At 68.7% G+C, this 22,134-nt stretch carries 18 protein-coding genes, 1 tRNA gene and 1 pseudogene; 5 read left to right on the top strand and 15 right to left on the bottom strand.

The window, feature by feature from the left end:
* Positions 1–100 precede the first annotated feature (100 nt).
* Both QJ852_01755 and QJ852_01750 read left to right on the top strand, forming a co-directional pair.
* On the top strand, positions 101–1,288 hold the full coding sequence (locus QJ852_01755) for a helix-turn-helix domain-containing protein (protein WGX97168.1): 1,188 nt from the start codon (positions 101–103) through the stop codon (positions 1,286–1,288).
* Positions 1,289–1,337: 49 nt separating this feature from the next.
* Positions 1,338–2,603, top strand: coding sequence for a helix-turn-helix domain-containing protein (locus QJ852_01750; GenBank protein WGX97167.1), 1,266 nt, complete (start codon positions 1,338–1,340; stop codon positions 2,601–2,603).
* Positions 2,604–2,786: 183 nt separating this feature from the next.
* Here the strand turns inward: QJ852_01750 and QJ852_01745 are convergent, their stop codons facing one another.
* The 10 genes and pseudogenes from QJ852_01745 to QJ852_01700 all read right to left on the bottom strand — a co-directional run bounded on the left by QJ852_01745 (position 2,787) and on the right by QJ852_01700 (position 13,986).
* Positions 2,787–3,749 carry an LLM class flavin-dependent oxidoreductase gene (locus QJ852_01745; GenBank protein ID WGX97166.1) on the bottom strand — a complete coding sequence of 321 codons (963 nt, stop codon included), beginning with the start codon at positions 3,747–3,749 and terminating at the stop codon, positions 2,787–2,789.
* Positions 3,746–4,978: a pyridoxal-phosphate dependent enzyme gene (locus tag QJ852_01740; GenBank protein WGX97165.1), complete on the bottom strand. Its 1,233-nt coding sequence runs from the start codon at positions 4,976–4,978 to the stop codon at positions 3,746–3,748. The genes QJ852_01745 and QJ852_01740 overlap by 4 nt, the downstream gene beginning before the upstream one ends.
* Positions 4,975–6,168, bottom strand: coding sequence for a Xaa-Pro peptidase family protein (locus QJ852_01735; GenBank protein WGX97164.1), 1,194 nt, complete (start codon positions 6,166–6,168; stop codon positions 4,975–4,977). Before QJ852_01735 ends, QJ852_01740 begins: the two co-directional genes overlap by 4 nt.
* Positions 6,165–7,199 carry an LLM class flavin-dependent oxidoreductase gene (locus QJ852_01730; GenBank protein ID WGX99517.1) on the bottom strand — a complete coding sequence of 345 codons (1,035 nt, stop codon included), beginning with the start codon at positions 7,197–7,199 and terminating at the stop codon, positions 6,165–6,167. The genes QJ852_01735 and QJ852_01730 overlap by 4 nt, the downstream gene beginning before the upstream one ends.
* Positions 7,199–8,020: an ABC transporter ATP-binding protein gene (locus tag QJ852_01725; protein ID WGX97163.1), complete on the bottom strand. Its 822-nt coding sequence runs from the start codon at positions 8,018–8,020 to the stop codon at positions 7,199–7,201. Before QJ852_01725 ends, QJ852_01730 begins: the two co-directional genes overlap by 1 nt.
* Positions 8,013–8,789 (bottom strand): ABC transporter ATP-binding protein, encoded by a 777-nt coding sequence (locus tag QJ852_01720; protein ID WGX97162.1) that lies wholly within the window; start codon positions 8,787–8,789, stop codon positions 8,013–8,015. Before QJ852_01720 ends, QJ852_01725 begins: the two co-directional genes overlap by 8 nt.
* Positions 8,786–9,658 carry an ABC transporter permease gene (locus tag QJ852_01715; protein WGX97161.1) on the bottom strand — a complete coding sequence of 291 codons (873 nt, stop codon included), beginning with the start codon at positions 9,656–9,658 and terminating at the stop codon, positions 8,786–8,788. Before QJ852_01715 ends, QJ852_01720 begins: the two co-directional genes overlap by 4 nt.
* Positions 9,655–10,677, bottom strand: a complete 1,023-nt coding sequence (locus QJ852_01710; protein WGX97160.1) for an ABC transporter permease — start codon at positions 10,675–10,677, stop codon at positions 9,655–9,657. The genes QJ852_01715 and QJ852_01710 overlap by 4 nt, the downstream gene beginning before the upstream one ends.
* Positions 10,678–10,774: 97 nt before the next feature.
* The gene (locus tag QJ852_01705) at positions 10,775–12,385 is read right to left on the bottom strand and encodes an ABC transporter substrate-binding protein (GenBank protein WGX97159.1); all 1,611 of its coding nucleotides are present in this window, start codon (positions 12,383–12,385) and stop codon (positions 10,775–10,777) included.
* 342 nt (positions 12,386–12,727) lie between these two features.
* Positions 12,728–13,986: pseudogene (locus QJ852_01700) on the bottom strand (IS256 family transposase).
* A gap of 378 nt (positions 13,987–14,364) precedes the next feature.
* Here QJ852_01700 and QJ852_01695 point away from each other — a divergent pair.
* Positions 14,365–15,432 carry a ParA family protein gene (locus QJ852_01695; GenBank protein WGX97158.1) on the top strand — a complete coding sequence of 356 codons (1,068 nt, stop codon included), beginning with the start codon at positions 14,365–14,367 and terminating at the stop codon, positions 15,430–15,432.
* A gap of 307 nt (positions 15,433–15,739) precedes the next feature.
* Positions 15,740–17,350 carry an anti-phage dCTP deaminase gene (locus QJ852_01690; protein WGX97157.1) on the top strand — a complete coding sequence of 537 codons (1,611 nt, stop codon included), beginning with the start codon at positions 15,740–15,742 and terminating at the stop codon, positions 17,348–17,350.
* Between the two features lie 57 nt (positions 17,351–17,407).
* On the opposite strand, the gene QJ852_01685 is transcribed toward QJ852_01690, so the two are convergent.
* The 4 genes from QJ852_01685 to QJ852_01670 form a co-directional block, all read right to left on the bottom strand.
* Positions 17,408–18,136, bottom strand: a complete 729-nt coding sequence (locus tag QJ852_01685) for a hypothetical protein (GenBank protein WGX97156.1) — start codon at positions 18,134–18,136, stop codon at positions 17,408–17,410.
* Positions 18,133–18,708 (bottom strand): hypothetical protein, encoded by a 576-nt coding sequence (locus QJ852_01680; GenBank protein WGX97155.1) that lies wholly within the window; start codon positions 18,706–18,708, stop codon positions 18,133–18,135. Before QJ852_01680 ends, QJ852_01685 begins: the two co-directional genes overlap by 4 nt.
* Positions 18,709–19,161: 453 nt before the next feature.
* A tRNA-Thr gene (locus tag QJ852_01675) sits at positions 19,162–19,234 on the bottom strand.
* Positions 19,235–19,328: 94 nt separating this feature from the next.
* Complete coding sequence (locus QJ852_01670) at positions 19,329–19,490, bottom strand: hypothetical protein (protein ID WGX97154.1); 162 nt, start codon at positions 19,488–19,490, stop codon at positions 19,329–19,331.
* Between the two features lie 139 nt (positions 19,491–19,629).
* On the opposite strand from QJ852_01670, the gene QJ852_01665 reads away from it, so the two are divergent.
* Positions 19,630–20,547, top strand: coding sequence for a LysR family transcriptional regulator (locus QJ852_01665; protein WGX97153.1), 918 nt, complete (start codon positions 19,630–19,632; stop codon positions 20,545–20,547).
* A gap of 18 nt (positions 20,548–20,565) precedes the next feature.
* Here the strand turns inward: QJ852_01665 and QJ852_01660 are convergent, their stop codons facing one another.
* A complete protein-coding gene (locus QJ852_01660; protein ID WGX97152.1) occupies positions 20,566–22,122 on the bottom strand; it encodes an alpha/beta hydrolase in 1,557 nt (518 codons plus the stop codon).
* Positions 22,123–22,134 lie beyond the last annotated feature (12 nt).

Raw genomic sequence — 22,134 nt, 5'->3', positions numbered from 1 at the left:
CCGCCGGCGCCGGCGATGGCCGGGCGCCCCGACGTCGATCATGGGCGATAGCATCGAGAGGCGATACGTGGATCGTGGGGAAGATGTCGAGAGCGGGTCTGTGGATATCACACAACGGGCGCAGGAACTGCTGACCCAGGACCTCCAGATCGCCGAGCACCTGACCGATGCGGCCTGGGAGAAGCTGCCGGGCTATGAGCTCGGCGCCCTCGACCGCACCGAGGTCGCGAGCGCCATCACGGCGGGCACCCGGTCCATGCTGCTCGCCATCGCCGAGGACCGGCTGCCGGACGAGTCCGAGCTGGAGCCGGCGCGCCGGATCGCCGAGCGGCGGGCCATCCAGGGCGTGCCGATGGAGAGCCTGGTCGGCTCGTGGCGCAACTCCGAGCGGATGATGCTCTCCCGGCTGCTGACCAGCTCGACCCCGCTGCCGACGTCCGACATCCAGGAGGTCGTCCGTCGGGTCGGGGTCGTGATCGACGCGATGGTCGGCGCCACGACCACCGCCTACCGCGAGGTCGCCGGCGAGCTCCACCCGCCGTTCAGCCGACTCAGCGTCGATCTGGTGTCGCGGCTGGCCGGCGCCGAGGCACTCGATCCCGCCCATCTGGACCGACTGGCGAGTACGGCGGGCGTCCGCGTGCACCAGCCGCACCGGGTGATCGCCCTGTCCGTCGACCCCCAGGACGGGCCGCTGGTCGCCCGCGCGCGACAGGCGCTCGTCGACCGCCTCCGGTCCCGGGTCGACGGGCCGATCCTGATCGGTGGCCACCAGGGCTGCACGATCCTCGTCACGGCCGACGTCGAGCGGATCGACGACGTCCTCGACCGGGCGCTGGCAGACCCCGGCGTCCCCGCCAGCAGCGCCGTCGGGCTGGGCATGCGGCGGGCGCGGTTCAACGAGGCCGCCGGCTCCCTGCGCGAGGCCGTCGCCGCGCTGGAGGTTGGTCGGCGACTCGGCGAGCGGCTGACCCGCTTCGAGCAGGTCATCCCTGAGGTCCTCATCGTCGAGAACCGCGGCATGGCGGCCCAGATGGCCGCCTCGGTGCTCGGCCCGATCGACAAGGGCGACCTGCTGGAGACGCTGCGCACCTTCCTGCGGTGCGGACTCTCCACCCGCGCGACCGCCGGCGAGCTGCAGGTCCACGAGAACACCGTGACCTATCGGGTCCGCCGCATCTGCGACCTGCTGGGCCTCGACGGCTCGGCGGAGCTGACGCGGGTCGACATCCTGATGGCGTTGCGGGCCCGCCAGCTCTACGACGACCTCGACGTGTCGCGGGCCTGACGTGGACCGACGGCGATCCTCCGGGCGGACTCCTGCGACGACCGAGCGCGTGCCACCCGACCTCCAGCGCCTCGCTCGCGCGATGCTCAAGGAGTTCGACGACCTGATGACGCGCATCGTCGACGAGGTCTGGGCCTCGGTGCCCGCCTACGCGGAGCTGGTCTTCAAGCAGGGCGAGCTCCGGGAGCGGATCCGGGAGAACGTCCACACCGTCATCGTCTGCCTGCTCGAGGGCCGCGGGCCCACGCCGGCCGAGCTGGCCCGCGCGTCGCTGACCGGGGAGCGGCGAGCCCTTCAGGGGGTCTCGCCGTCGTCGGTGATCCAGTCCTTCCGGACGGCGGAGCGGGCCCTCAACGACGAGTACTTCGACTGGTGCTCACGCATGCAGGTCCAGCAGGCCAACATCAGGAAGGGCCGGGCCACCCTCATCTCCAGCCTCGACCAGCTCGAGCACGCCATGCTCACCTCGCACCTGGAGATCCAGCACCAGATCGAGGAGGGGCGGCGGCTGAGCGAGCCGGCCCTGTTCCGCAGCCTCGCCGCGGGTGGCAATGTCGACCGGGCCGACGTCGAGCGGTTGGCGGTCACGATGGGCATCGACGATCCCGAGCACGCGAGCTTCGTGACCGTCGCCCTCGGTACGTCGACGCCGTCCGATCGGGCCGCCATGGAGCAGCACCGGCACCACGTGGTCGGCCGGCTCCGCAACCTGCTCGCCGTCCCGGTGCTGTCGGGCACCGTGCAGACCGGCTCGGACGGCTGGCTGGCGATCCTCGCCATGCCCTGGGAGGCCGAGCTCGACCTCCTCGCCCAGCGGGTCACGGCCGCTCTCAAGCAGGACGCCGCGGCCGACCTGCGGGCCTCAGTGGGCGAGCCGTTCTCCGGCCTCTCCGGTCTCGGGACGTCGTGCCGGCAGGCGGTGCTCACCCTCGAGTCGCGCAGCGGCCGGGAGACCCCGGCACCGGTGGTCCTCTTCCGCGACTCGCTGCTCGAGGTGCTGATCCACCGCGACGGCGCGACGGCCCGGCAGCTCGTGCAGCGCTATCTCACCCGCCTGCAGGGCACCGAGCTGCTGCTGACCCTGACCACCCATCTCGACCACGACCTGTCGGTCCGCGCGACCTCCGAGGCGCTGCACGTCCACAAGAACACGGTCGTCTACCGGCTGCGGCGGATCGAGGAGCTGACCGGGCTGAGCCTGCGCAACACCCGCGACCTGGCGCTCCTCGTCCTGGCGACGGAGGCCGACCGGGCGGCCAAGGCGGCCGGCGTCGCGCACCGCGACACCCTGACCAACCCCGAACCCCGGGCCTGAGCGCCGGCCGGTCAGCCTGTATTCACCGATTCACCGATTCGCCGCGTCGCGAGCGTCATCAGACGGGTGCGATGGCAAGGCAGCGGCGCGACGGCGGTCTGGTTGCACCATCGAGCGTCGCTAACGCCGCCGGCGCGTCTGGCTGGTGGCGCGCAGCAGCGGGAAATCGGTGAATGCAGGCTCTCAGCCCAGCAGACCCGCCTCGCCGGCCGCGGCGACGAGCGAGTCGACCAGCAGCTCGGGCGCCGCGGTGCCGTCGTCGATCACCACGAGCGAGTCGACCCCGGCGTCGCGCATGGCCAGCAGGCCGCGGGCGGCGTCCTCGACGGTTCCCGAGATCGTCACCGCGCCCACGCAGTCGTCGTCGACCAGCTCGGCGGCCGGCTCGCCGGACCGCAGCCGGCGCTGCAGCTCCGCGGCGAGCTCCTGGTCGATCCCGGCCTGCGCCGTGATCGCCGAGGCACCGTGCATGCCGAGATAGCGGGCGGTGTGCGCCCGCAGCTGCTCGCGCGCCTCGGCGGTGCTCGGCGCGATCGCGAACGACGCGTACGCCGTGATCTCGCGCGGCCGGTAGGTCTCCCGCACCCAGCGCGCGTACCCGGCCGAGGAGAGCACGGAGAGCATCAGGCCGTCAGCCCCCTCCGCGCCGGTCGCCAGTGCCCGCGGGCCCTTGACGCCCCACACGATCGGGACGTCGCGGGGCGGCGAGGCGTCGAGCGCGCAGTCGATCTCGTTGCCGAGCAGCGTCTGCTGGAGGCGCTCGCCGCGCAACAGGGTCCGCAGCGCGGCGCTGTACTCGGCGAGCACGCCGATCGGCCGCTCGAACTCGATGCCCAACTGCTCCTGCATCCAGCGGGCGTTGGAGGCGCCGAGGCCCAGCACGCTGCGTCCGTCGGCCACCTCGTCGAGGGCGTGCGCCTCCATCGCCATCAGCGCGACATGGCGGGTCCAGGGGTTCACCACCCCGAGACCGACGCGGACCGTCTCGGTGACGGCCGCGATGGCCCCGGCCACCGCGAAAGCGCCGCGCTCCAGGTAGTCCTCGCTGACCCAGACCTCGTGCAGTCCGGCCGTCTCGGCGCGCTGAGCCAGCCGCACCGCGTCGGCCGCCGTACGACGCCCCGACGGCGCCACTCCCAGCCTCATCCCCGCGCCAGCTCCCCCAGCGCCGCGTCCAGCGCGGCGAGGCTCGGCTCGATGACCGGGACGTCGGGGAGGGCCGCCGCCGTCGTCGGGATGTCCTTCAGACCGGTCGAGGTGCCGAGCAGGACCACCCGGTCGGACGCGCCGACGATCTCGCGCTCGATGAGCGACGGCAACGCCGCCACCGTCGTGGCCGAGGACGCCTCGAGGAACAACCCGTCACTGCTGGCCAGCCGGCGCTGGGCGGCCAGCGTGGCCGCGTCGTCGACGGTCGCCGCCGCTCCTCCGGTGCGCACCAGTGCGTCCCAGCCCTGCCAGGTCGCCATCGGCGTGGCGATCGAGAACGACACCGACGACGCCACCGGCACTGTCGCGCCGGCCCGGTAGCCGTTCTCCAGCGCCGCGCCGTAGGGCCCGAACGGCTCGGTGGCGACCAGGCGCGGCACCGAGGTGCTGAGCCCGAGGTCCACGAGGTCCTGGAAGCCGCGGGCCAGGCCGGCCAGCGCGTCGCCGTACGCCACGGGCGTCACCACGACGTCGGGTACGTCGCCGAGCTGGGCGTGCAGCTCGTAGGCGATGGTCTTGTAGCCCTCGCAGCCGAACGGGTTGGAGCCGGACGGCGGGCCGACGAAGCCCGACATCGGCACCCAGCCGCGCTCCTCGACGGCCTGCCTCATGATCACCCATCGGTCCGTCGGGTTCTCGACGGCGACGGTCTCGGCGCCGTAGGCCTGCATCATCGTCTTCATCGCCAGCGGCACAGAGGCCAGGGTCAGCACGACGCAGCGGATGCCGGCCCGGGCAGCATAGGCCGCGACCGCGGCGCCATGGTTGCCGGTGCTCGACACCACGACGGTGTCGCGGCCCTGCTGGACCGCCTTGGTCACCGCCACCGCGGCCAACCGGTCCTTGTAGGACCAGGTGGGGTTGCGTGACTCGTCCTTGACGTAGAGGTGGTCCAGACCGAGGTCACCGGCCAGGTTGGTCGCCTCGACCAGCGGGGTGTCGCCCTCGCCGAGGCTGACGACCGGGCCGTCGCCGAGCGGCAGCAGCGGCCGGTACCGGAACATGCCGGGGTCGTCGGTGGTCTCCAACCCGCGCAGCCGGCTCAGGTCGTGCGCCGGCACGGCGTACACGTGGCCACCGTCCACCTCCGCGGGGAGATAGGCGTCCTCCTCGCTGACCGTGGCGCCGGTGAGGGGATGGACGAGGTGCCCGAGATAGCTGCTCATGCCGGTACGACCTGCAGCTCCCGGCGCCGGTCGCTCAGCAACCGCACGCCGTCGTCGGTGACCACCAGCGCGTCCTCCACCATCATCCCGCCCCAGCCGAGCTCGTAGTACGGGGTCTCGAAGCAGAAGGTCATGCCCTGCTCCAGCGCGACGTCGTGCGACGGCGCCACGATCGGCGGCTCGTAGACCTCCAGGCCGATGCCGTGCCCGACGTGCTGGCGGCGGTAGGGCTGGGGGCCGCCGGTGGCCTCGACCACGTCGAGGGCGTGCTCGAAGAGCGCCTTGGCGCTGACGCCGGGGCGCGCCATCGCGAACAGGGCGTCCTCGCCGGCGAGGATCGCGTCGTAGAACCGGGTCTGTCGCTCGCTCGGCTCGCCGATGACCGCCGTCCGACCGAGGTCGGCCCAGTAGCCCTCGCGCATGCCGCCCACGTCGAACCGGAGCAGGTCGCCCCGCTCGAGCTTGCGGTGGGTGGGGGACGCGTCGCTCAGGGCCGAGCGGGGGCCGGAGGTGACCACGACGAAGCGCGGTTCGAAGTCGTCGGCGACCAGCTCGCGATTGACCACGCGGGCGATCTCCGCCTCGGAGACACCGACGCCGGCCGCGTCGATCCCGGCCAGGATGGCCGCCTCCACCACGCGCGCGGAACGCTCCAGCAGCTCGACCTCGCCGGGCAGCTTCACGCCGCGCACCTGGGAGAACCAGGTGCTGGCGGCGAGCAGCTCGACATCGGGGAGCAGCTCCTCCAGCTGGCGGCGCAGCGGCTCGGGGCAGGCCCGCTCGTCGAGCCCGAGGCGACCCGACGCCACACCCGCGGCACGGATCGCGGCCGCGATCGCGTTCGCGTAGTCGGCGTGCTGCTCGACCAACTGGGTCGGTCGCGCCGTACCGTTCTCGGACTCGTAGAAGAACCGGCCGTACGCCGCGTAGTCCTCCTCGACCAGACCCGCGTCGAAGCCCGGGGCACTGTCGGAGACCGGGCCGGCGACCTGGAGAGCGTCGGGGGTCACCACCGCGGCGAGCGGCGAGATGCCGTGCACGACCGCCGACACGCTCCGGTAGCCGGTGGCGTAGTCGAAGTTGGCGGCGCTCAGCGCGAGCACCGCGTCGACGTCCGCACCGGGGAGCTCCCGGCGCAGCCGGTCGCGCCGGGCGGCGACGAGGGCGGGGTCGATGGCGCGAGCGCTCATCGCGTCTCTCCGGAGCCGGCCTCGCGCCGGTACGGGTGGATCACGTTCTCCGAGAACCAGGCCATGCTGTCGAGGGTCTCCTCGACGGTGTTGCAGGCGAAGAGCAGCGCGGACAGCGTGGTCACGCCGGCCTCGGCGTAGGCGTGGACCTGCTCGATCATCTGCTGGGCGTTGCCGATCAGGTTGCGCCGCACGAAGTCGGAGGTGTCCTGGTCCTTCAGCGTGCTCTTCGACAGCGAGCGCATGTGGGCGTACAGCTGCGAGCCCTCGAAGCGGGTGATCGCGTCCTGGGTGTCCTTGCCGGGCGACACCGACAACTGCGGCGCGACGTCGAAGTCGGCGGGCAGCTCGCGGCCGTGGCTCTCGGCGATCCGGCGGATCTCGGCGAGGCCGGCGGCCACCTCGTCCGGCGTCAGGACCGCGGGGATCCAGCCCTGGCACCAGCGGGCGGCACGCTCGCGGGAGCCGTCGGAGTTGCCGCCCGAGAGGATCGGCAGGACGTCCTGGCGGGGGCGCGGGAAGCTCTCCACGTCGCGGAAGTTGACGAACTCGCCCTCGAAGGTGGCGCTGCGGTCACGGAAGATGACCTCCAGGGCCTGGAGGTACTCGTCGGCCTGCCGGCCGCGGTGCAGCTTGGCGCCGGGCCAGATGGCTTCGGCCTCCTCGCGGTAGGCACCGATGCCGACGCCCATCTTGAAGCGACCGCCGGAGAGCTGGTCGAGGGTGGCCGCCTGCTTGGCCAGCACCGCCGGGTTGCGGAACGACAGCACCGTGATCGCGGTGCACAGGTGCAGCGTCGTGGTCTCCGCGGCGACGTACGCGAGGTAGAGGTAGGGGTCGTAGTAGCGCGGGGGCTCCGGGAACTCCTCGCGCACGTAGTGCTGCGTGGTGACGTGGTCGTTGCCCCACACGCCGTCGAAGCCGAGGCGCTCGGCCTCCACCGCCAGCTGCACGGCCTGCTCGGGGCTCGCGTAGGGAACGGGGTACATCAGGCCTTCGGTTCCGGTGGGAACGCCGAGTCCGAAACGCATCACGGTGCTGTCTCCTCATCATGGGGAAGGGGGGTGGGGCTGGTCGCGTGCGCGGCGCGTCGGCGCCGCGCGGGATCGAGGCTGGGGACGGCGGCGAGGAGCCGCCGGGTGTAGTCGTGCTGGGGGGTGTGCAGCACCTCACGGCCACCTCGCTCGACGATGCGGCCGTGCTGCATGACGATCACGTCGTGCGCGATGGCCTGGGCCACGTCGATGTCGTGGGTGATGAACACGTAGCTGAGGCCGCGCTCGGCCTGCAGCTCGCGGAGCAGGGTGACGATCCGGCCGCGGATGGACTGGTCGAGTCCGCTGGTCGGCTCGTCGAGGACGACGAGGTCGGGCTCCGGCGCCAGGGCGCGGGCGATCGCGACGCGCTGCTGCTGCCCGCCCGAGAGCTCGGTGGGCCGGCGGTACCGCAGCTCGCGCGGCAGGTGCACCGCGTCGAGCAGCTCGTCGACCCGGGCGGAGGCCTCGCTCTTGCTGAGCCCGAGCAGCAGACGCAGCGGCTCGGCCAGCGTGGTCTCCACCTTGAACTTGGCGTTCAGCGACTGCAGCGGACTCTGGAAGACGGTCTGCACCCGGCGCCGCAGCGGGCCGCGGAAGGCGCGCCGGTCGATCGTCGTACCGTCGATCGCGACGGTGCCGGAGGTCGGGGTCTCGAGGCCGGTGACGATCGCACCGAGGGTGGACTTGCCGGAGCCCGACTCGCCGACCACCGCCAGGGTGCGGCCCTTCTCGAGGGTCGCGCTGACGCCGTCCAGCGCGGCGAGGACGCCCGAGCCGGTGCGGTACTCCTTGCGGAGATCGGTGATCTCAAGCACCGTCCACCTCCAGCTCGCGGGCGGAATCCAGGAGATAGCGGGTGTACTCGTGCTGGGGGTCGTGCAGCAGGTCCATGGCCGGGCCGTGCTCGACGAGGTTGCCGTGGTTGAGCACGTTGACCCGGTCGCAGGTCTCGGCGACCACGCCGAGGTCGTGCGTCACCAGCAGGACGCCGCACTGGATCTGCTCGGTGAGCTCCACCATCAGGTCGAGGATCTGCGACTGCACGGTGACGTCGAGGGCGGTGGTCGGCTCGTCGGCCAGCAGCAGCCGCGGCCGGCAGGCGAGCGCCATCGCGATCATGATCCGCTGGCACATGCCGCCGGAGAGCTGGTGCGGGTACTTCCGCGCCGCCTCGGCGGGCTGGGCGATCCGGACCTGCTCGAGGAGCTCGACCGCCTGGACGCGGGCGTCGCGGCGGCTGACGCCCTGGTGCAGGGCGACCATCCGCGCGACCTGCTCGCCGACCCGCATCAGCGGGTTGAGGGAGTCGCGCGGGTTCTGGAAGATCATCGCGAAGTGACAGGCGACCGAGCGGCGCTCGACGTCGGTGACGTCCTGGCCGTCGACGAGGATCCGCCCCGAGGTCTGGTGCACGCCGCGCGGCAGGATCCCCATGACGGCGTACGACGTCATCGACTTGCCGGAGCCGGACTCGCCCACCAGGCCGACGATCTCGCCGGGCGCGATGTCGAAGGAGACGTCGTCCAGGATCCGCGTCCCGGCGGCCGTGGCGATGCCGAGGTTCTCGACGACCAGGCGGCTCATGCGCGATCACCGCCGAGGTCGTCGCCGATGAAGTGCAGCGCCATCACCGTGATCGCGATGAGCAGACCGGGGAAGAAGGCCGTCCACCACTGGCCGGTGAGCATGTTCGCCGCGCCCTCGGAGACCATCACGCCCCACTCCGCGGTCGGCGGGTGGATGCCGACGCCGAGGTAGGCGAGACCGGAGACGTTGAGGATCGAGTAGCCGCAGACCAGGGTGAGCTGCACGGCGGCGGGCCGGATGGAGTTGGGCAGCAGGTGCCGGAAGGCGACCCGCGGCCAGCGTGCGCCGGAGACCCGGGCGGCCGCCACGTAGTCGAGCTCGCGCTCGCTCAGCACCTTGGCCCGGACCAGCCGCACGAACGGGGCGACCTGGGCGATGGCGAGCGCGATCGCCAGCTTGGGCAGCGACTCCCCGATCGAGACCAGCAGGATCATCGCGAGCACGAAGCCGGGGAAGGCCATCAGGATGTCGACGCAGCGCATGATCACGTCGTCGACCAGACCGCCCAGGTAGCCGGCGATGACGCCGATCGCGGAGCCGATCAGCATGGCGAGCACGGCCACGCTGACGCCGATCGCCAGGTCCAGCCAGATCGCGTTGACGCAGCGGGCGAAGATGTCGCGTCCGAAGCTGTCGGTGCCGAACCAGTGGGACCCGGACGGGGCCAGGAAGGGCTCCGCGACGCGGGCGCTCGGGTCATCCACGAGGAACGGCCCGACCAGGCCGAGCACGAGCAGGATGCCGACGATGGTGACGCCGACGAGCAGGAAGGGGCGGTGCAGCAGGGTGGGCCGGCCGCGGGTGCCGGAGCCGGCGGTGGCGCCGGCGTCGGCGCTGCTGTTGGCGCTGGTGTTGGCGGTGCTCATGAGTTGCTCCCTCCCAGACGGACGCGGGGGTCGATGACGCCGTAGACGAGGTCGACCGCGAGGTTGAGCAGGATGTAGAGGGTGCCGATGATCAGCGCGTAGCCCTGCAGCAGGCCGAGATCGTTGCTGCCGAGGGCGTCGTAGGCGACGCGGCCCATGCCGGGCCAGTTGAAGAGCCGCTCGACGATGATGTTGCCGCCGAGCAGGAAGCCGAAGACCAGCCCGATGGCGGTCAGCACCTGGAGCATCGCGTTGCGCAGCTGGTCGCGCAGCAGCACCTCGCGGCCGGGGACGCCGTACGCGCGGGCGGTGCGGACGAAGCCGGACTCGGCGGTGTGGAGCACGGCGGAGCGGACCATCTTGAACACCGCGGCGGAGGCGCCGAGGCCCAGGGTGAGTGCGGGGAGCGCGAGGTACTGGATCGACTGCCAGGCCAGGCCGAAGTCGCCGGCCAGCAGGCTGTCGAAGACGTAGGTGCCGGTGACCTCGGGTGGTGGTGGCGTGCCGATCGCCAGCCGGCCGACCGGTCCGGGGAAGAGGTGCCAGGTGGAGTAGAAGCCGAAGATCAGCAGCAGGCCGAGCCAGATCGGGGCCATCGACGAGCCGAGGACGGCGAAGAGGCGGCCCGAGACGTCACCGACCCGGCCGGGCCGGGCCGCGGCCAGCAGACCCCAGGGGAAGCCGATGAGGAGCGCGATGACCAGGCCGGCGAACGCGAGCTCGATGGTCGCGGGGAGCCGGTCGAACAGCTCGTCGCTGACCGGGCGGCCGGTCGAGACCGCGGGCCCGAGATCGCCCTTGAGCAGGCCGGTCGTGTAGTCGAGGAGCTGCCGGGGCAGCGAGTCGTCGAGCCCGAGCTGCGTGCGCAGGGCGTCGACGTCGGCCTGGCTGGCCTCGGGGCCGAGCCGCGCCGCGGCGGCGTCGCCCGGCAGGATGCGGACCACGATGAAGGTGACGAGCACCAGTCCCACCACTGTGACGACGGAGATCGCCAGTCGTCGCAAGACATAGCGGAGCACGACTCCACCTCCTTTGGTCGATCGGGCGCGATCGAGGTTGATCGACGTGATCCGGGCGGGGTGGTCGCCGACCACCCCGCCCGGGGGACGGGTGCCGTCAGTCCTTGGTCAGGTACTGCAGGCGGAGCTGCTCGGTGTTGTCCTTGGTGAGGCCGTGCACGCCGTCACGCACGACGTAGGTCCACTTCGGGTTCCAGAGCGGCACCAGCGGCATCTCGTCGACGAGGAGCGCCTGCGCCTCGGCGGAGACCGCGTCGCGGTCAGCCTGGTCCTGGGTGCGGAAGCCCTTCTGCAGCAACTCGTCCAGGGCCGGGTTGGCGTAGTTGTTGAAGTTCGTTCCCGCGCCGCTGCCGGCCAGGGACGCCATCTGGTAGAACGGGTCGGCTCCCCACGCGAGGAAGTTGTTGAGGTACATCTCCAGGTCGCGGGCGTTGGTGCGCTGGGTGAACTCGGCGTCGGGCAGCGGCTTGATCTGCACGTCGATCCCGATCTCCTTCAGCGCGGACTGGATGTAGACCGCGGCGCGCGCCTCGACCGTCGAGGACTGCTTGAAGGACAGGGTCGTGCTGAGATCGCTGACCCCAGCGTCGCTGAGCAGCTGCTTCGCGGCCGCGACGTCGGTGCTGAACGCGTCGGTCACGGCGTCGGAGTGCGTCTCCATGTTGCTCGACACGATGCCGGACGACGCGTCGCCGTACCCGTAGAGGACCTCGTCGACGAAGGTCTGGTACGGCATCGCGAGGGCGATCGCCTGGCGGACCCGCTTGTCGTCGAAGGGCGCCTTGGTCGTGTTGAGACCGAGGTACTCCAGGCGGTTGGACGCCTCGGACACCACCGACAGGCCGTCGGTCTTCGCCAGCTCCGCCACCTGGTCCAGCGGCAGGCCGCCGGCGAGGTCGATCTCGCCGTTGCGCAGCAGCAGCGCGCGCTGGGCCGGGTCGGAGACGAACTGGATGGTCACGCCGCCGTTGGCGATGCGGTCCTGGTCGTAGTACTCAGTGTTCGGCGCGAGCTGGATGCTGGTCGTCTTGTCGTACGCCGCGACCTTGTAGGGGCCCGACGAGTTGCTGTTCTCACGGAACCAGTCGGCCGCCCACGGGTCGTCCGGCGTCGCGTGCTCCTCGCCGGTCGCCTTGGAGTAGACGCCGAACGGCTGCATCGCGAGCATCTTGTCGAGCAGCGGCGTACCGAACTCGGCGGTGACCTGCACCGTCCGCGCGTCGGGCGCCGTGAAGCTCTCCGGCGTCAGGCCGACCATCGGGTAGAGCACCTTGGTGTAGGCGGCCGACATCTCGAGGCCGCGCTGGTAGGACCAGACCACGTCCTCCGCCGTCAGCGGCTTGCCGTCGGCGAACTTCAGCCCCTCACGCAGCGTGATCGTCAGCGTCTTCCCGTCCGCGGAGTACTCGTGCTTCTCCGACAGCGCGTTGGTGAACTCACCGCCGCCGATCCGCGCCGCCCCGCTCTCGCTGTACGTCTGCTCGATGACCTGCTCCACCACGGAGCCCGAGGTCACCATCGACGCCGGCGTCCGCCACTGCTGCGGGTCGATGACGTCGACCGAGCTGTCCAGGCTGATCACCAACGGCTTCTTGCCGGTCGACCCGCTGTCGGAGTCGGAGCCGCAGGCAGACAGAACAAGGGCACCGGCGACGGTCAGGGCCGTCACCGACATCATCAGCCGCGATCGACGGGAGTGCGCTTTCACCACAGGCCTCCTAGATGGAAGAGTCGGCGCCCGCAGTGGGAGGCGAGCGCGGCGCCACTCTGCCAAGTCGCCCGTGGTGCGGACCACGGGCGGGGGGCCAAAGATTCCGAGCCTTCCTTTGTGACCGGTCACAAGGGGTGGGCTCGGGCAGGCGCGGGCCACATGCTGGTGACATGTTTCGTGGACCCAGCCGCCACCCACAGACAGGCGCATTGTTCTCACCCACCCACCAAACTCAGCGCAGTTCGCTGCCGGGCCGCCCACGAGCAGTGGACACAGCGCCGACGAGTCCCGGTCAAGTCCCTCGTAGTGGTGTAGCGCTGCGTGCTCCTCGTTGAGGTGTCAGGCGGTCAGCGCGGGCAGGTCATCAGCTCCGATCTCGGGCTCGGTGTTGGGCACGATGTTGATGCGTGAGCGGGCCAGGACGTCGAGTCCAAGGTAGCGGCGGCCTTCGGCCCACTCGTCGGTCTGCTCGGCCAGGACGGCGCCGACGAGCCGGACGATGGCGTCGCGGTTGGGGAAGATACCGACGGCGTCGGTGCGGCGCCGGATCTCCTTGTTGAGCCGCTCGGTCGGGTTGTTCGACCAGATCTGGGTCCAGATCTCCTTGGGAAACGCCGTGAACGACAGCAGGTCGGCACGGGCCCGGTCGAGATGCTCGAACACTGCGGGCAGCTTCTCCTGCACGTAGTCGAGCAGCCGGTCGAACTGTGCTTCGACGGCAGTGGCGTCGGGCTGGTCGTAGACCGAGTGCAGCATCGCCTTCACCGCCGGCCACATCGCCTTCGGCGTGACGCCCATCAGGTTGAACGCGTAGTGGGGGCGGCAGCGCTGCCAGGACGTACCGGGCAGGTTCGCTGCGATTGCCTCGCGCAGGCCGGCGTGCGCATCGGAGGTGACGAGCCGGACTCCGGTCAGGCCGCGGGCAACGAGGTCGGCGAAGAACTCGTTCCACGCAGCACCGGTTTCCGCGGTCGCCACACGCATGCCGAGGACCTCGCGGTGGCCGTCGTTGTTCACGCCGGTGGCGAGCAGCACGACGGCGTTGATGACGCGTCCGCCTTCGCGGACCTTCATCGTGAGCGCGTCGGCGGTGACGAAGGTGAACGGCCCTGCGTCGCCGAGTGGGCGGTGGCGGAAGTCCTCGACGATCGAGTCCAGGTCCGCGGCCATCCGGGAGACCTGGGACTTCGACAGACCGTCGATGCCGCGTCGATTGGCAGCGTCTTGACCAGTTTGTCCATCCGGCGGGTGGACACGCCGGCCAGGTAGCAGTCAGCGACCACCGCGATCAGGGCCGACTCGGATCGCTTGCGGCGCTCGAGGAGCCATTCGGGGAAGTAGGTGCCCCGGCGGAGCTTGGGGATCGCCACGTCGATCGTGCCGACGCGGGTGTCGAGATCGCGGTGTCGGTAGCCGTTGCGCTGGCTGGTCCGCGACGAGGACGGGCGTCCCCACTCGGCACCGACGACAGCGTCAGCATCGGCAGACAGCAGGGCGTTGATGATCGACTGGAGCAGCGATCGCATCAGATCGGGGCTGGCTTCAGCGAGGGCTTCGCCGAGCAGGCCAGCGGGGTCGACAATGTGTGGAGCGGTCATCGTGATGGTCCGTTCGAGAGAGCTGTGAGAGGTGAACTCGAAGGATCACGCGGTGACCGCGCCTACGTCCACGACGGGAACGAAGTCGGTGACCGCGCTACACCACTATCGGGGACTCAACTCGAGTCCCGCGGCTGCTCCGCAAGCCCCAGCAAGCCAGCCCATTGGACGCGGGCGCCAGACCCGCACGTCGAGGCACCATCCTCAACTCGCTATGTCGAGATTGCACGCGAAGTTGGCCAGGTCCGTCCGCAACCGAGCCGTCACCCGGCATCGTCTGGTCGGTGCTCGCACCCTTCGCAACCGATCAGTGACGTCGACAGCGAGTACTCAGTGGCGTCCTTCTGAGACTAGCGAACGTCCAACGTGGACGCTAGGATGTCCGTCCCGGACGCGCCGGCGCCCAATGAAACGACGGGAACGCAAGTGGCCATCTACGCTTTCTGGAACAACAAGGGCGGGACTGGAAAGACCAGCCTGTGCTTCCAATCGATCTGCTTCTATGCCAATCTCCATCCCAACGAGCGCGTCCTTGCAATTGATGTGTGCCCGCAGGCGAACCTTTCAGAACTGCTTCTTGGCGGCCTCGCGAACGAGGGCAGTACGCGTCTTCTCGCTCGCCAAGGCGAGACCGTCCGCGCGACCATCGGCGGCTACTTCCAGCTGCGGTTGCCGGCGCCGTACTCGGCGCCGCCAATCAACGCGCAGGACTTCATCACGAAGCCCTCGACGTTCAACCAGGAAATTCCGGCAAATGTCGACCTAATTTGCGGCGACCCGCTGCTCGAGCTGCAATCCAATGCAATCTCGACCTTGGCTAACAACCAGATCCCGGGCACGAACGCATGGGTCGCTGTCGTCGACTGGCTGCGCGACCTGCTCGCCGAAATCCAAGATGGCTACGACACGATCTTCATCGACTGCAACCCAAGCTTCTCTATCTACACCCAGATCGCACTTTCTGCGGTCGACCGGCTTGTGCTGCCAGTGATGGCGGACGACTCGTCACGCCGAGCAATCCAGAACGCCTTCTCGCTCGTCTACGGCCTGAAACTTCCGTCGGACATCTACCAGTCGTATGCATTCGCGACACGTCTACTTGAGGAGAAGCGTGAGCTTCCGAGGGTCCATCTCATCGCAAAGAATCGGATTACGCAGTACATGGGCTCAGCGTCGGCTTACGCGGCCGTGCTGCGCTCAATCGACGACGACGTCACGAAGCTGATCAGCAGCAACCCGGGCATCTTCACGTTCGACGACGTGCCAAGCGGCGTCGTCAACGTGCGAGACTTCCAGACCACGGGAGTCGTCGCATTTGCTCAGGGCACGCCCCTTTACGCCCTCAAGTCGGGCAAGCGAACAGTGCTTGGACACCGCGTCACTGTCCACGAGGACTACCGACTGAATATGGTAGATGCGATGACCAATCTCGTCGCGAAGCTCTAACGTCGATCCCTCGACGAGAGGATTCGAAACGGCTCTAGTAGGGCCCATCGTCCAACGCGCCTCCCAGCGGCCCGGCGTCCTGTCGTGGAACAAGGCCATCTGGAGCTTCAGACATACCGAAGAAGCGACCGAGACTGACCGTGGCTCTCGACACCGCGTACGACCGCGCCTGGTGCGGCACAAGTGGAACATCTCGGAAGTCCCGCGGTCGAGTCAAGGATCGCTCTATCCTGACGTCTCTCGGGCGTCAGGTTTCCCAACTGGTGCGGCCCAGGCCGTTCCTTCGAGAACGTTGGAGTTTGTCAACATGTCCACAGCCCCCGAGGACAGCATCACCCCTCTTTTCAAGGGGCGACGGGTAGATCGGGGAGAGGTCGTCGTCGGGCTGGTCGGTGCGATGGGTACCGACCTGGATCAGATCTGCACAGAGCTGGGAGCGGCATTCGTGTCGGTCGCGTATCGCGTTGAGCACGTGCGTGTGAGCTCTCTGATCGATGACTTCATGGCCTCGGAGAAGATCGACATCCCGGTCACTGAGAAGCGGACGAAGATCGACAGGCTGATGGACCAAGGCGACGCGTTGAGGGACGGCCTGAACCACGGCGCTGCGGCCGCTGTCCTGGCTGTCGGGCGGATCGCTCACAGTCGCGCGGTCGCGGCCGCCGCGGATGGCACAGATCCAGACGAGGAGCGACAGAACGTCGCGACTGTGATTCGCCAGTTGAAGCATCCGCAGGAAGTGGACGCACTTCGTAGTATCTACGGCCCGCGGTTCGCGCTGCTAGGCGTCTGGTCGACGGAAGAGCAGCGTGAGGCCGCCGTGGAGCGACGGCTGCAGAGTCAACACCCTGGCATGACTGAGGAGTGGTATGCCCACCACATCCGCCGTCTGATGGTGCGCGACGAGAAGGACGCGAGTCGACAGTTCGGGCAAAGAGTTCGCGAAACCTACGAGCTTGCCGACGCCTTTGTGACCGTCACACCTGGACATGACTCTGCCAGCGAGGTCGCACGGTTCGTGAGATTGCTGTTCGGTTCCTACTTCGAAACACCAACTGCGGATGAGCACGCCATGTTTGTCGCGGCGGGTGCCAGCCTCCGCTCGTCTGACGCCGGCCGCCAGGTCGGCGCTGTGGTGGTCGACACAGAGGGCGAAGTCGTAGTCAGCGGAGTCAACGAGATCCCGAAGCCGCATGGCGGGCAGTACTGGGTGGGCGACGTTCCAGATCTGCGCGACTTCAAGATCGGTTACGATGAGAACGCCAGACAGAAAGTTGCAATTGTCGCCGACATCCTCAGCTCTCTGAGCGACTCGGGGTGGCTCGATCCAAAGTTCAAGGAGACGAAGCCAGAGAAGTTGGCGCGTGACGCCATGTCAAATGGCGGACCACTTGAAAAAAGTAGAATCGCCGATCTTTTAGAGTTCGCGCGAGTCGCCCACGCCGAGATGGCGGCCATCTGTACGGCCGCACGGCGTGGCGTTTCTCTGGCAGAGAGAACTATGTACACAACGACGTATCCATGCCACGAGTGCGCCCGATTGATTATTGCGTCGGGAATCTCAAGGGTGATCTACGTCGACCCATATCCCAAGTCACAGGTCAGCAAGATGTTCTCGAACGAGGTGTCCGAGACGGCAAGCAAGAATATGGTCTCGTTCGAGCCTTACAGCGGCGTGGCGCCACGCTTCTACCGGTCGGTCTTCCGAATGACTGGACGAAGCCGCGACAACCTGACCGGGACGTACGGCACGTGGAAGCCCGATGAGGCCTTGCCAAGGGTGGTGACTGACGCCCAACTTCTCAACAACTTGGTGACCGCAGAGGGCCAGTTTTACGAGGCTGCATTTGAACTTCTGGTCAATACAGACTGGGCCCCGGCGATAGAGCGCTCCTTCGATGAGACCAGCGAGATCTGATGGAGCCCGTGGGCACGGGGGTGATCAGCCTCTTAAGCAAGGCGTCCGGCGGTCGCTTCACCCAGCCTCAAACCGCGATCGCTCGTCCGTAGCCTCAGAGGGCAATTCTCCGATACCGACGACTTCGCCGAGATATGTACTCTCGACTGCGAGCCAACCCGCCACCCCCGCATTGAGCTGCTCAAGTTCAGCACTAGGAACGAGTTCAGCGCCTCGCTCCGTGACAGTGGACATCTGCACCGGCAACCCCACACCCCAGGACGAAACTTGGCAAACCGTGCTAACGACGCGGTAGGCGAGCAACTTTCCTTGCGTCACCGTCGGACGTTCGTCGACTAGGTGGCTGAGCGTCTCGAACACAACGTTTGCGAAGTCTGCCGCTGAACCAGCCGCTACGAACGGCTTACCTATACATTCGACGCAGGCCAAGTCGTCCGGTAGGTGAACGACCGATGGGGCAGACCCAGACCAGAATGCGAAGAGAGCCTCGAGGCCATGAGGCGACGCTGCCCCAGGCTCGGGTGCTCGCGGAATCTGCCGGGCAGCGGTGATTCCAGGGCCGAGGCCAGCGACGAGCTTCGCTAATTCAGTCTCGGGCAGTTGCTTCCGGACAGCATCCAACAATGCTTGGGTCATAAATTCGCTACCACTAGTAGCGACGGTGAGCCGGTGGGATGCGATGACGCTGACCTTCTCGACCTTGGTGGCGATCCGCTCAGCGTGCCCCATGCTGTCCGCAGCAAGGACGATCCCGTCGATGCAAGGGATAGCGATCGCGACAGTCATCGGCGCTCGTTCCAACGCGACTTCGTCGCGTATTCGGGAAACTCCTCGTAGACCTCCCTAAGAAGGGAGTTGAAATCTCTGCTGGTGACCCAAGTCCGGACGCTTGCTAGCAGGTCGCACGTGTCTCTGCCAATGGAGTGCCAGACTCTCTCGACGAGCCCAACACCAGACTGAGTGAGGACGTAGCGTCCGTATCGTGCATCCCCAGCAAAGCTGAGGATCATCAAACCACGACGTTGCAGGGTGCCGAGATCGTCGTTCAGTCTCGAACTGTAGGGACCCCAGTTGTAGGGCTCATAGACGTAGGCATCACTCCACTGGCGCAGGAGGGAGGCCTCTTTGCGGTCACGACGCATGCCGCTTGCTTCACGCGTTACGAGGAAGACAGCCTTCTGCATCCGGATCCGGTCGAGGGGAAACGTTCCGTCGTTTCCAGAAACGCAGGGCGAGGCCAAGATGAGCGGAAGGAACGCTGCCGCCGAGACGAGTGTGTCGTCCCCGTCGTTTCTATTCATCATCCTGGGTCGTAGCTTCGGCTTGTCCCGAAGGGGACACCGCTCGGCTATGAGCACTGAGCGTTGGGCTGGTGACGATCATGCGAGCGTGGGGCGGCAGGTCGGCGTTGCGCTTCTTTGCCCGCTCGAACTCTTCCCTGAACCAACTCGTCTGCTGCATCATGCCCACCTTCTAGCGTCAAGTTGTCCTGACAAACCTAACGTACCTACTCGTTCCTGACTCGCCGGTCCCGCATTCTCGCCGGCGTGTCCTGCTGCGTACGCAGCAGTCTACCGCCCCAGACGACCATTTCGAACATTTGTTCGAACGTGTCGCGGTGGCCCGATGCCGGAGATGCGCAGCGAGACCCGCGACTCACCCGCAAGTGGGCACTCGCCCAGACCACGTCGGCCGCCCTCGTCGCACGCTGCTCGGCTACGCCGGCATCCTCGTCAACAACTCGTCACCAGGGTCGCCGCCAAAACAGAGGTGGCCCTGGCAAGCGTCTCCGCAGGTCAGGGCCACTTTCGAGCCGCCTGTCGGAATCGAACCGACGACCTAATCATTACGAGTGATTCGCTCTACCGACTGAGCTAAGGCGGCCTGCCGCCCGAGGGCGACCGCGGAAGCATACCGACGCGACCGACGCGAGGGCGAATCGCCCCGACCCGACCGCCGGGCCACGCCCCCGAGCAAGTCAGGCGGCGGCGACCTCGCGAGCGGTGAAGTGGGTCTGGGGGGCGCCGCACCAGCAGGTGAAGTGGACCTGGAAGCCGTCGGCGACGTTGTCGAGGCCGGTGAGCTGGTCGGGGAAGATCAGCTCGCGCCGCTCGCAGGACGTGCAGTGGTGGGTGAACATGGGAGGCCTCCTTCGAGCATCCGGACAGATCGGTGACCCTTCTATTGTCCGGCGCTGCGACGACAAGGGGTAGGCTCTCTTTCCTGCCGCTCTCCTAGGGATTACCTAGGGCTCGCTGCCGCTGCGGAAGGGAGCGTCGATGCTGTCGCTGCACCAGCTGACCTGCTTCCTGGCCACCTACGAGCACCGGTCCCTGACTCGGGCGGCCGAGGAGCTGGGCTACGCGCAGCCGTCGGTGTCGGAGCAGGTGCGCACCCTGGAGAGGCACCTCGGCGTACCGCTATTCCGCCGGGTCGGGCGCGGGGTGGTGCCGACGACGGCGGCGGACACCTTCCGGCCGCACGCGGAGAAGGTGCTCGCGGCGGCCGACGAGGCGCAGCGCGCGGTGGCGAGCATCCGGTCGTTCGAAACGGGGACGATCCGGTTCGGGATGTTCGGCGTCGCCCGTCTGTACGGCGGAGCGGGCCTGGTCGCCGACGTACTCGAGCGCTATCCCGGCGTCCGGGTCGAGCTGGTCGGCCGACACTCGATGGACGTGCAGGAGAACCTGCGCCGCGGGCACCTGGAGGCGGCGATGATCGCTGTGGCTGGGCTGTCCAGCGAGGGCATGGCGATCACGCCGATCGCCCGCGACGAGCTCGTCTATGTCTCCGCCGCCCCCGCCCGCTTGACGTCGCCGGTGACGGCGAAGCGCCTCGCCGAGGCGCCGCTGGTCATGGCGGAGAGCACCTACCGCGACTCCGACTCGGCGCGGATCGTGCTGCGGCGGATGCTGCACGAGGCCGGCTACAACCCCGGCACCCGGATCGAGGTCGAGGACGTCGAGACCGCGGTCGAGCTCGTCGGACGCGGCCTGGCCGACACCGTCACCAACAAGGGCGCCGCGGTGCAGCTGCTCCCCCGGCTCGCGCCGAACGCCGGCTGGGTGTCACTGCGCCCGCGGCTCTACGACACGCTGGCCATCGTGCACCGCGCGGGCGCGACCCTCACGCCGGCGGCCCGGCTGATGATCGAGCTCGCCACCCAACGGATCCAGGCGATCATCGAGCCGGTCTGACCCGCCCGAGGACCCGGGTCAGCAGGTCAGCCCGTCCTCCGGGACGGTGCCGTCGATGAGGTACCCGTGCACGGCGTCGTCGATGCACGCGTTCCCCTTGTTGTACGCCGTGTGCCCGTCGCCCTCACGGCTCACCAGCACGCCCGACTCGAGCTGGTCGGCCATCGCGACCGCCTCCTCGTACGGCGTCGCGGGGTCGCGCGTCGTACCGAGGACCACGATCGGCGCAGCCCCCGAACCGTCGATCTGCAGGTCCGGCTCGTCGGTGGACGTGAAGGGGATCCCGTCGCAGGCCGTGAGCCCCCACGCGAAGACGTCGCCGAAGGTGGGCGAGGCCTCCTCGAAGTCGGCGAACTGGGCGGGCACCTCGTCGGCGGTGATCGACCAGGGGTCGTCGAGGCAGTTGATGACCGAGATCGCCTCGAGGCTGTTGTCGGTGTAGGTGCCCTTCTCCCGCGAGCCGTAGAAGTCGGCGAGCACCAGCAGTGTCGAGCCGTCGCCGTCGAGCGCTTGCTCCAGCCCCTGGTCGAGGAAGCTCCAGTTGTCCTCGCTGTAGAGCGGCAGGATCAGACCGTAGAACGCCAGCCCGACGGTCAGCTCGCGGTCCTCGGCGTCGCTGGTCGGCAGCGGCTTCTCGTCGATGCTGGTGAGCAGGTCCTTGATCGTCGCCAGGCCGGCGTCGACGCTGTCGCCGAGGAAGCAGCCGCCGTCGTCGACGCAGTTCTGGAGGTAGGAGCGCAGCGCCGTCTCGAAGCCCTTCGCCTGGCTCAGCGCGCCGTCGCGGGCCGACAGCGACGGGTCGACGGCGCCGTCCAGCGCCATCCGGCCCACCTTGTCGGGGAACAGCTCGGCGTACGTCGCGCCGAGGCGGGTGCCGTAGGAGAAGCCGAAGTAGTCGAGCGTGTCCTCGCCGAGCGCGGAGCGCAGGACGTCCATGTCGCGCGCGGCCTCGACGGTGCTGACGTGGCCGCCGACGGCGCCGGAGCGGGCCGCGCAGCCGGTCCAGAACTGGACGGAGTTCTCCTTCGACTGCTCGACCTCCTCCGGGGTGTCCGGGTCGGGGTCGGCGGCGACGTACGCGTCGAGGGCCTCGTCGGTCAGGCAGTCGACCGGGGCGGAGTCGCCGGTGCCGCGGGGGTCGAACCCGACGATGTCGTACGCCGACCGCAGCTCGTCGGCGAAGTAGAGGTCCGCGTCGGTGACGGTGTCGGTGCCCGGGGCGCCGGGGCCGCCCGGGTTGACGACCAGCGAGCCGATCTTGTCACCGGTCGCGGTGGCGCGCTCGACCGCCAGCTGCAGCGAACCGTCACCCGGGTTCTGGTAGTCGAAGGGGACCTCGAGGGTGCCGCACTCGTTCTGTTCGCACCGGGCCCAGGCGATGTCCTGGTCGTAGAAGTCCTCCAGCGTGCGCCCGTCCGGCCCCTTGGTCGTCCCGGACGGCCCCGCCTGCACACCGGAGTCGCCGGGCCCGTCGTCGCCCGCATCGCTGAGCAGGACGACGCCGACACCGACCGCCCCTGCCACCACCAGCGCCCATACGGTGACGACCGCGACGATCAGGGTCCGCTTGCTCACGCATTGCTCCTC

The organism is Nocardioides sp. L-11A (genome assembly GCA_029961745.1).
In the GTDB taxonomy this organism is placed as follows: Bacteria; Actinomycetota; Actinomycetes; order Propionibacteriales; family Nocardioidaceae; genus Nocardioides.
Note: the sequence above shows the minus strand (reverse complement) of the source record. Positions and strands in the feature narration are given on the sequence as shown.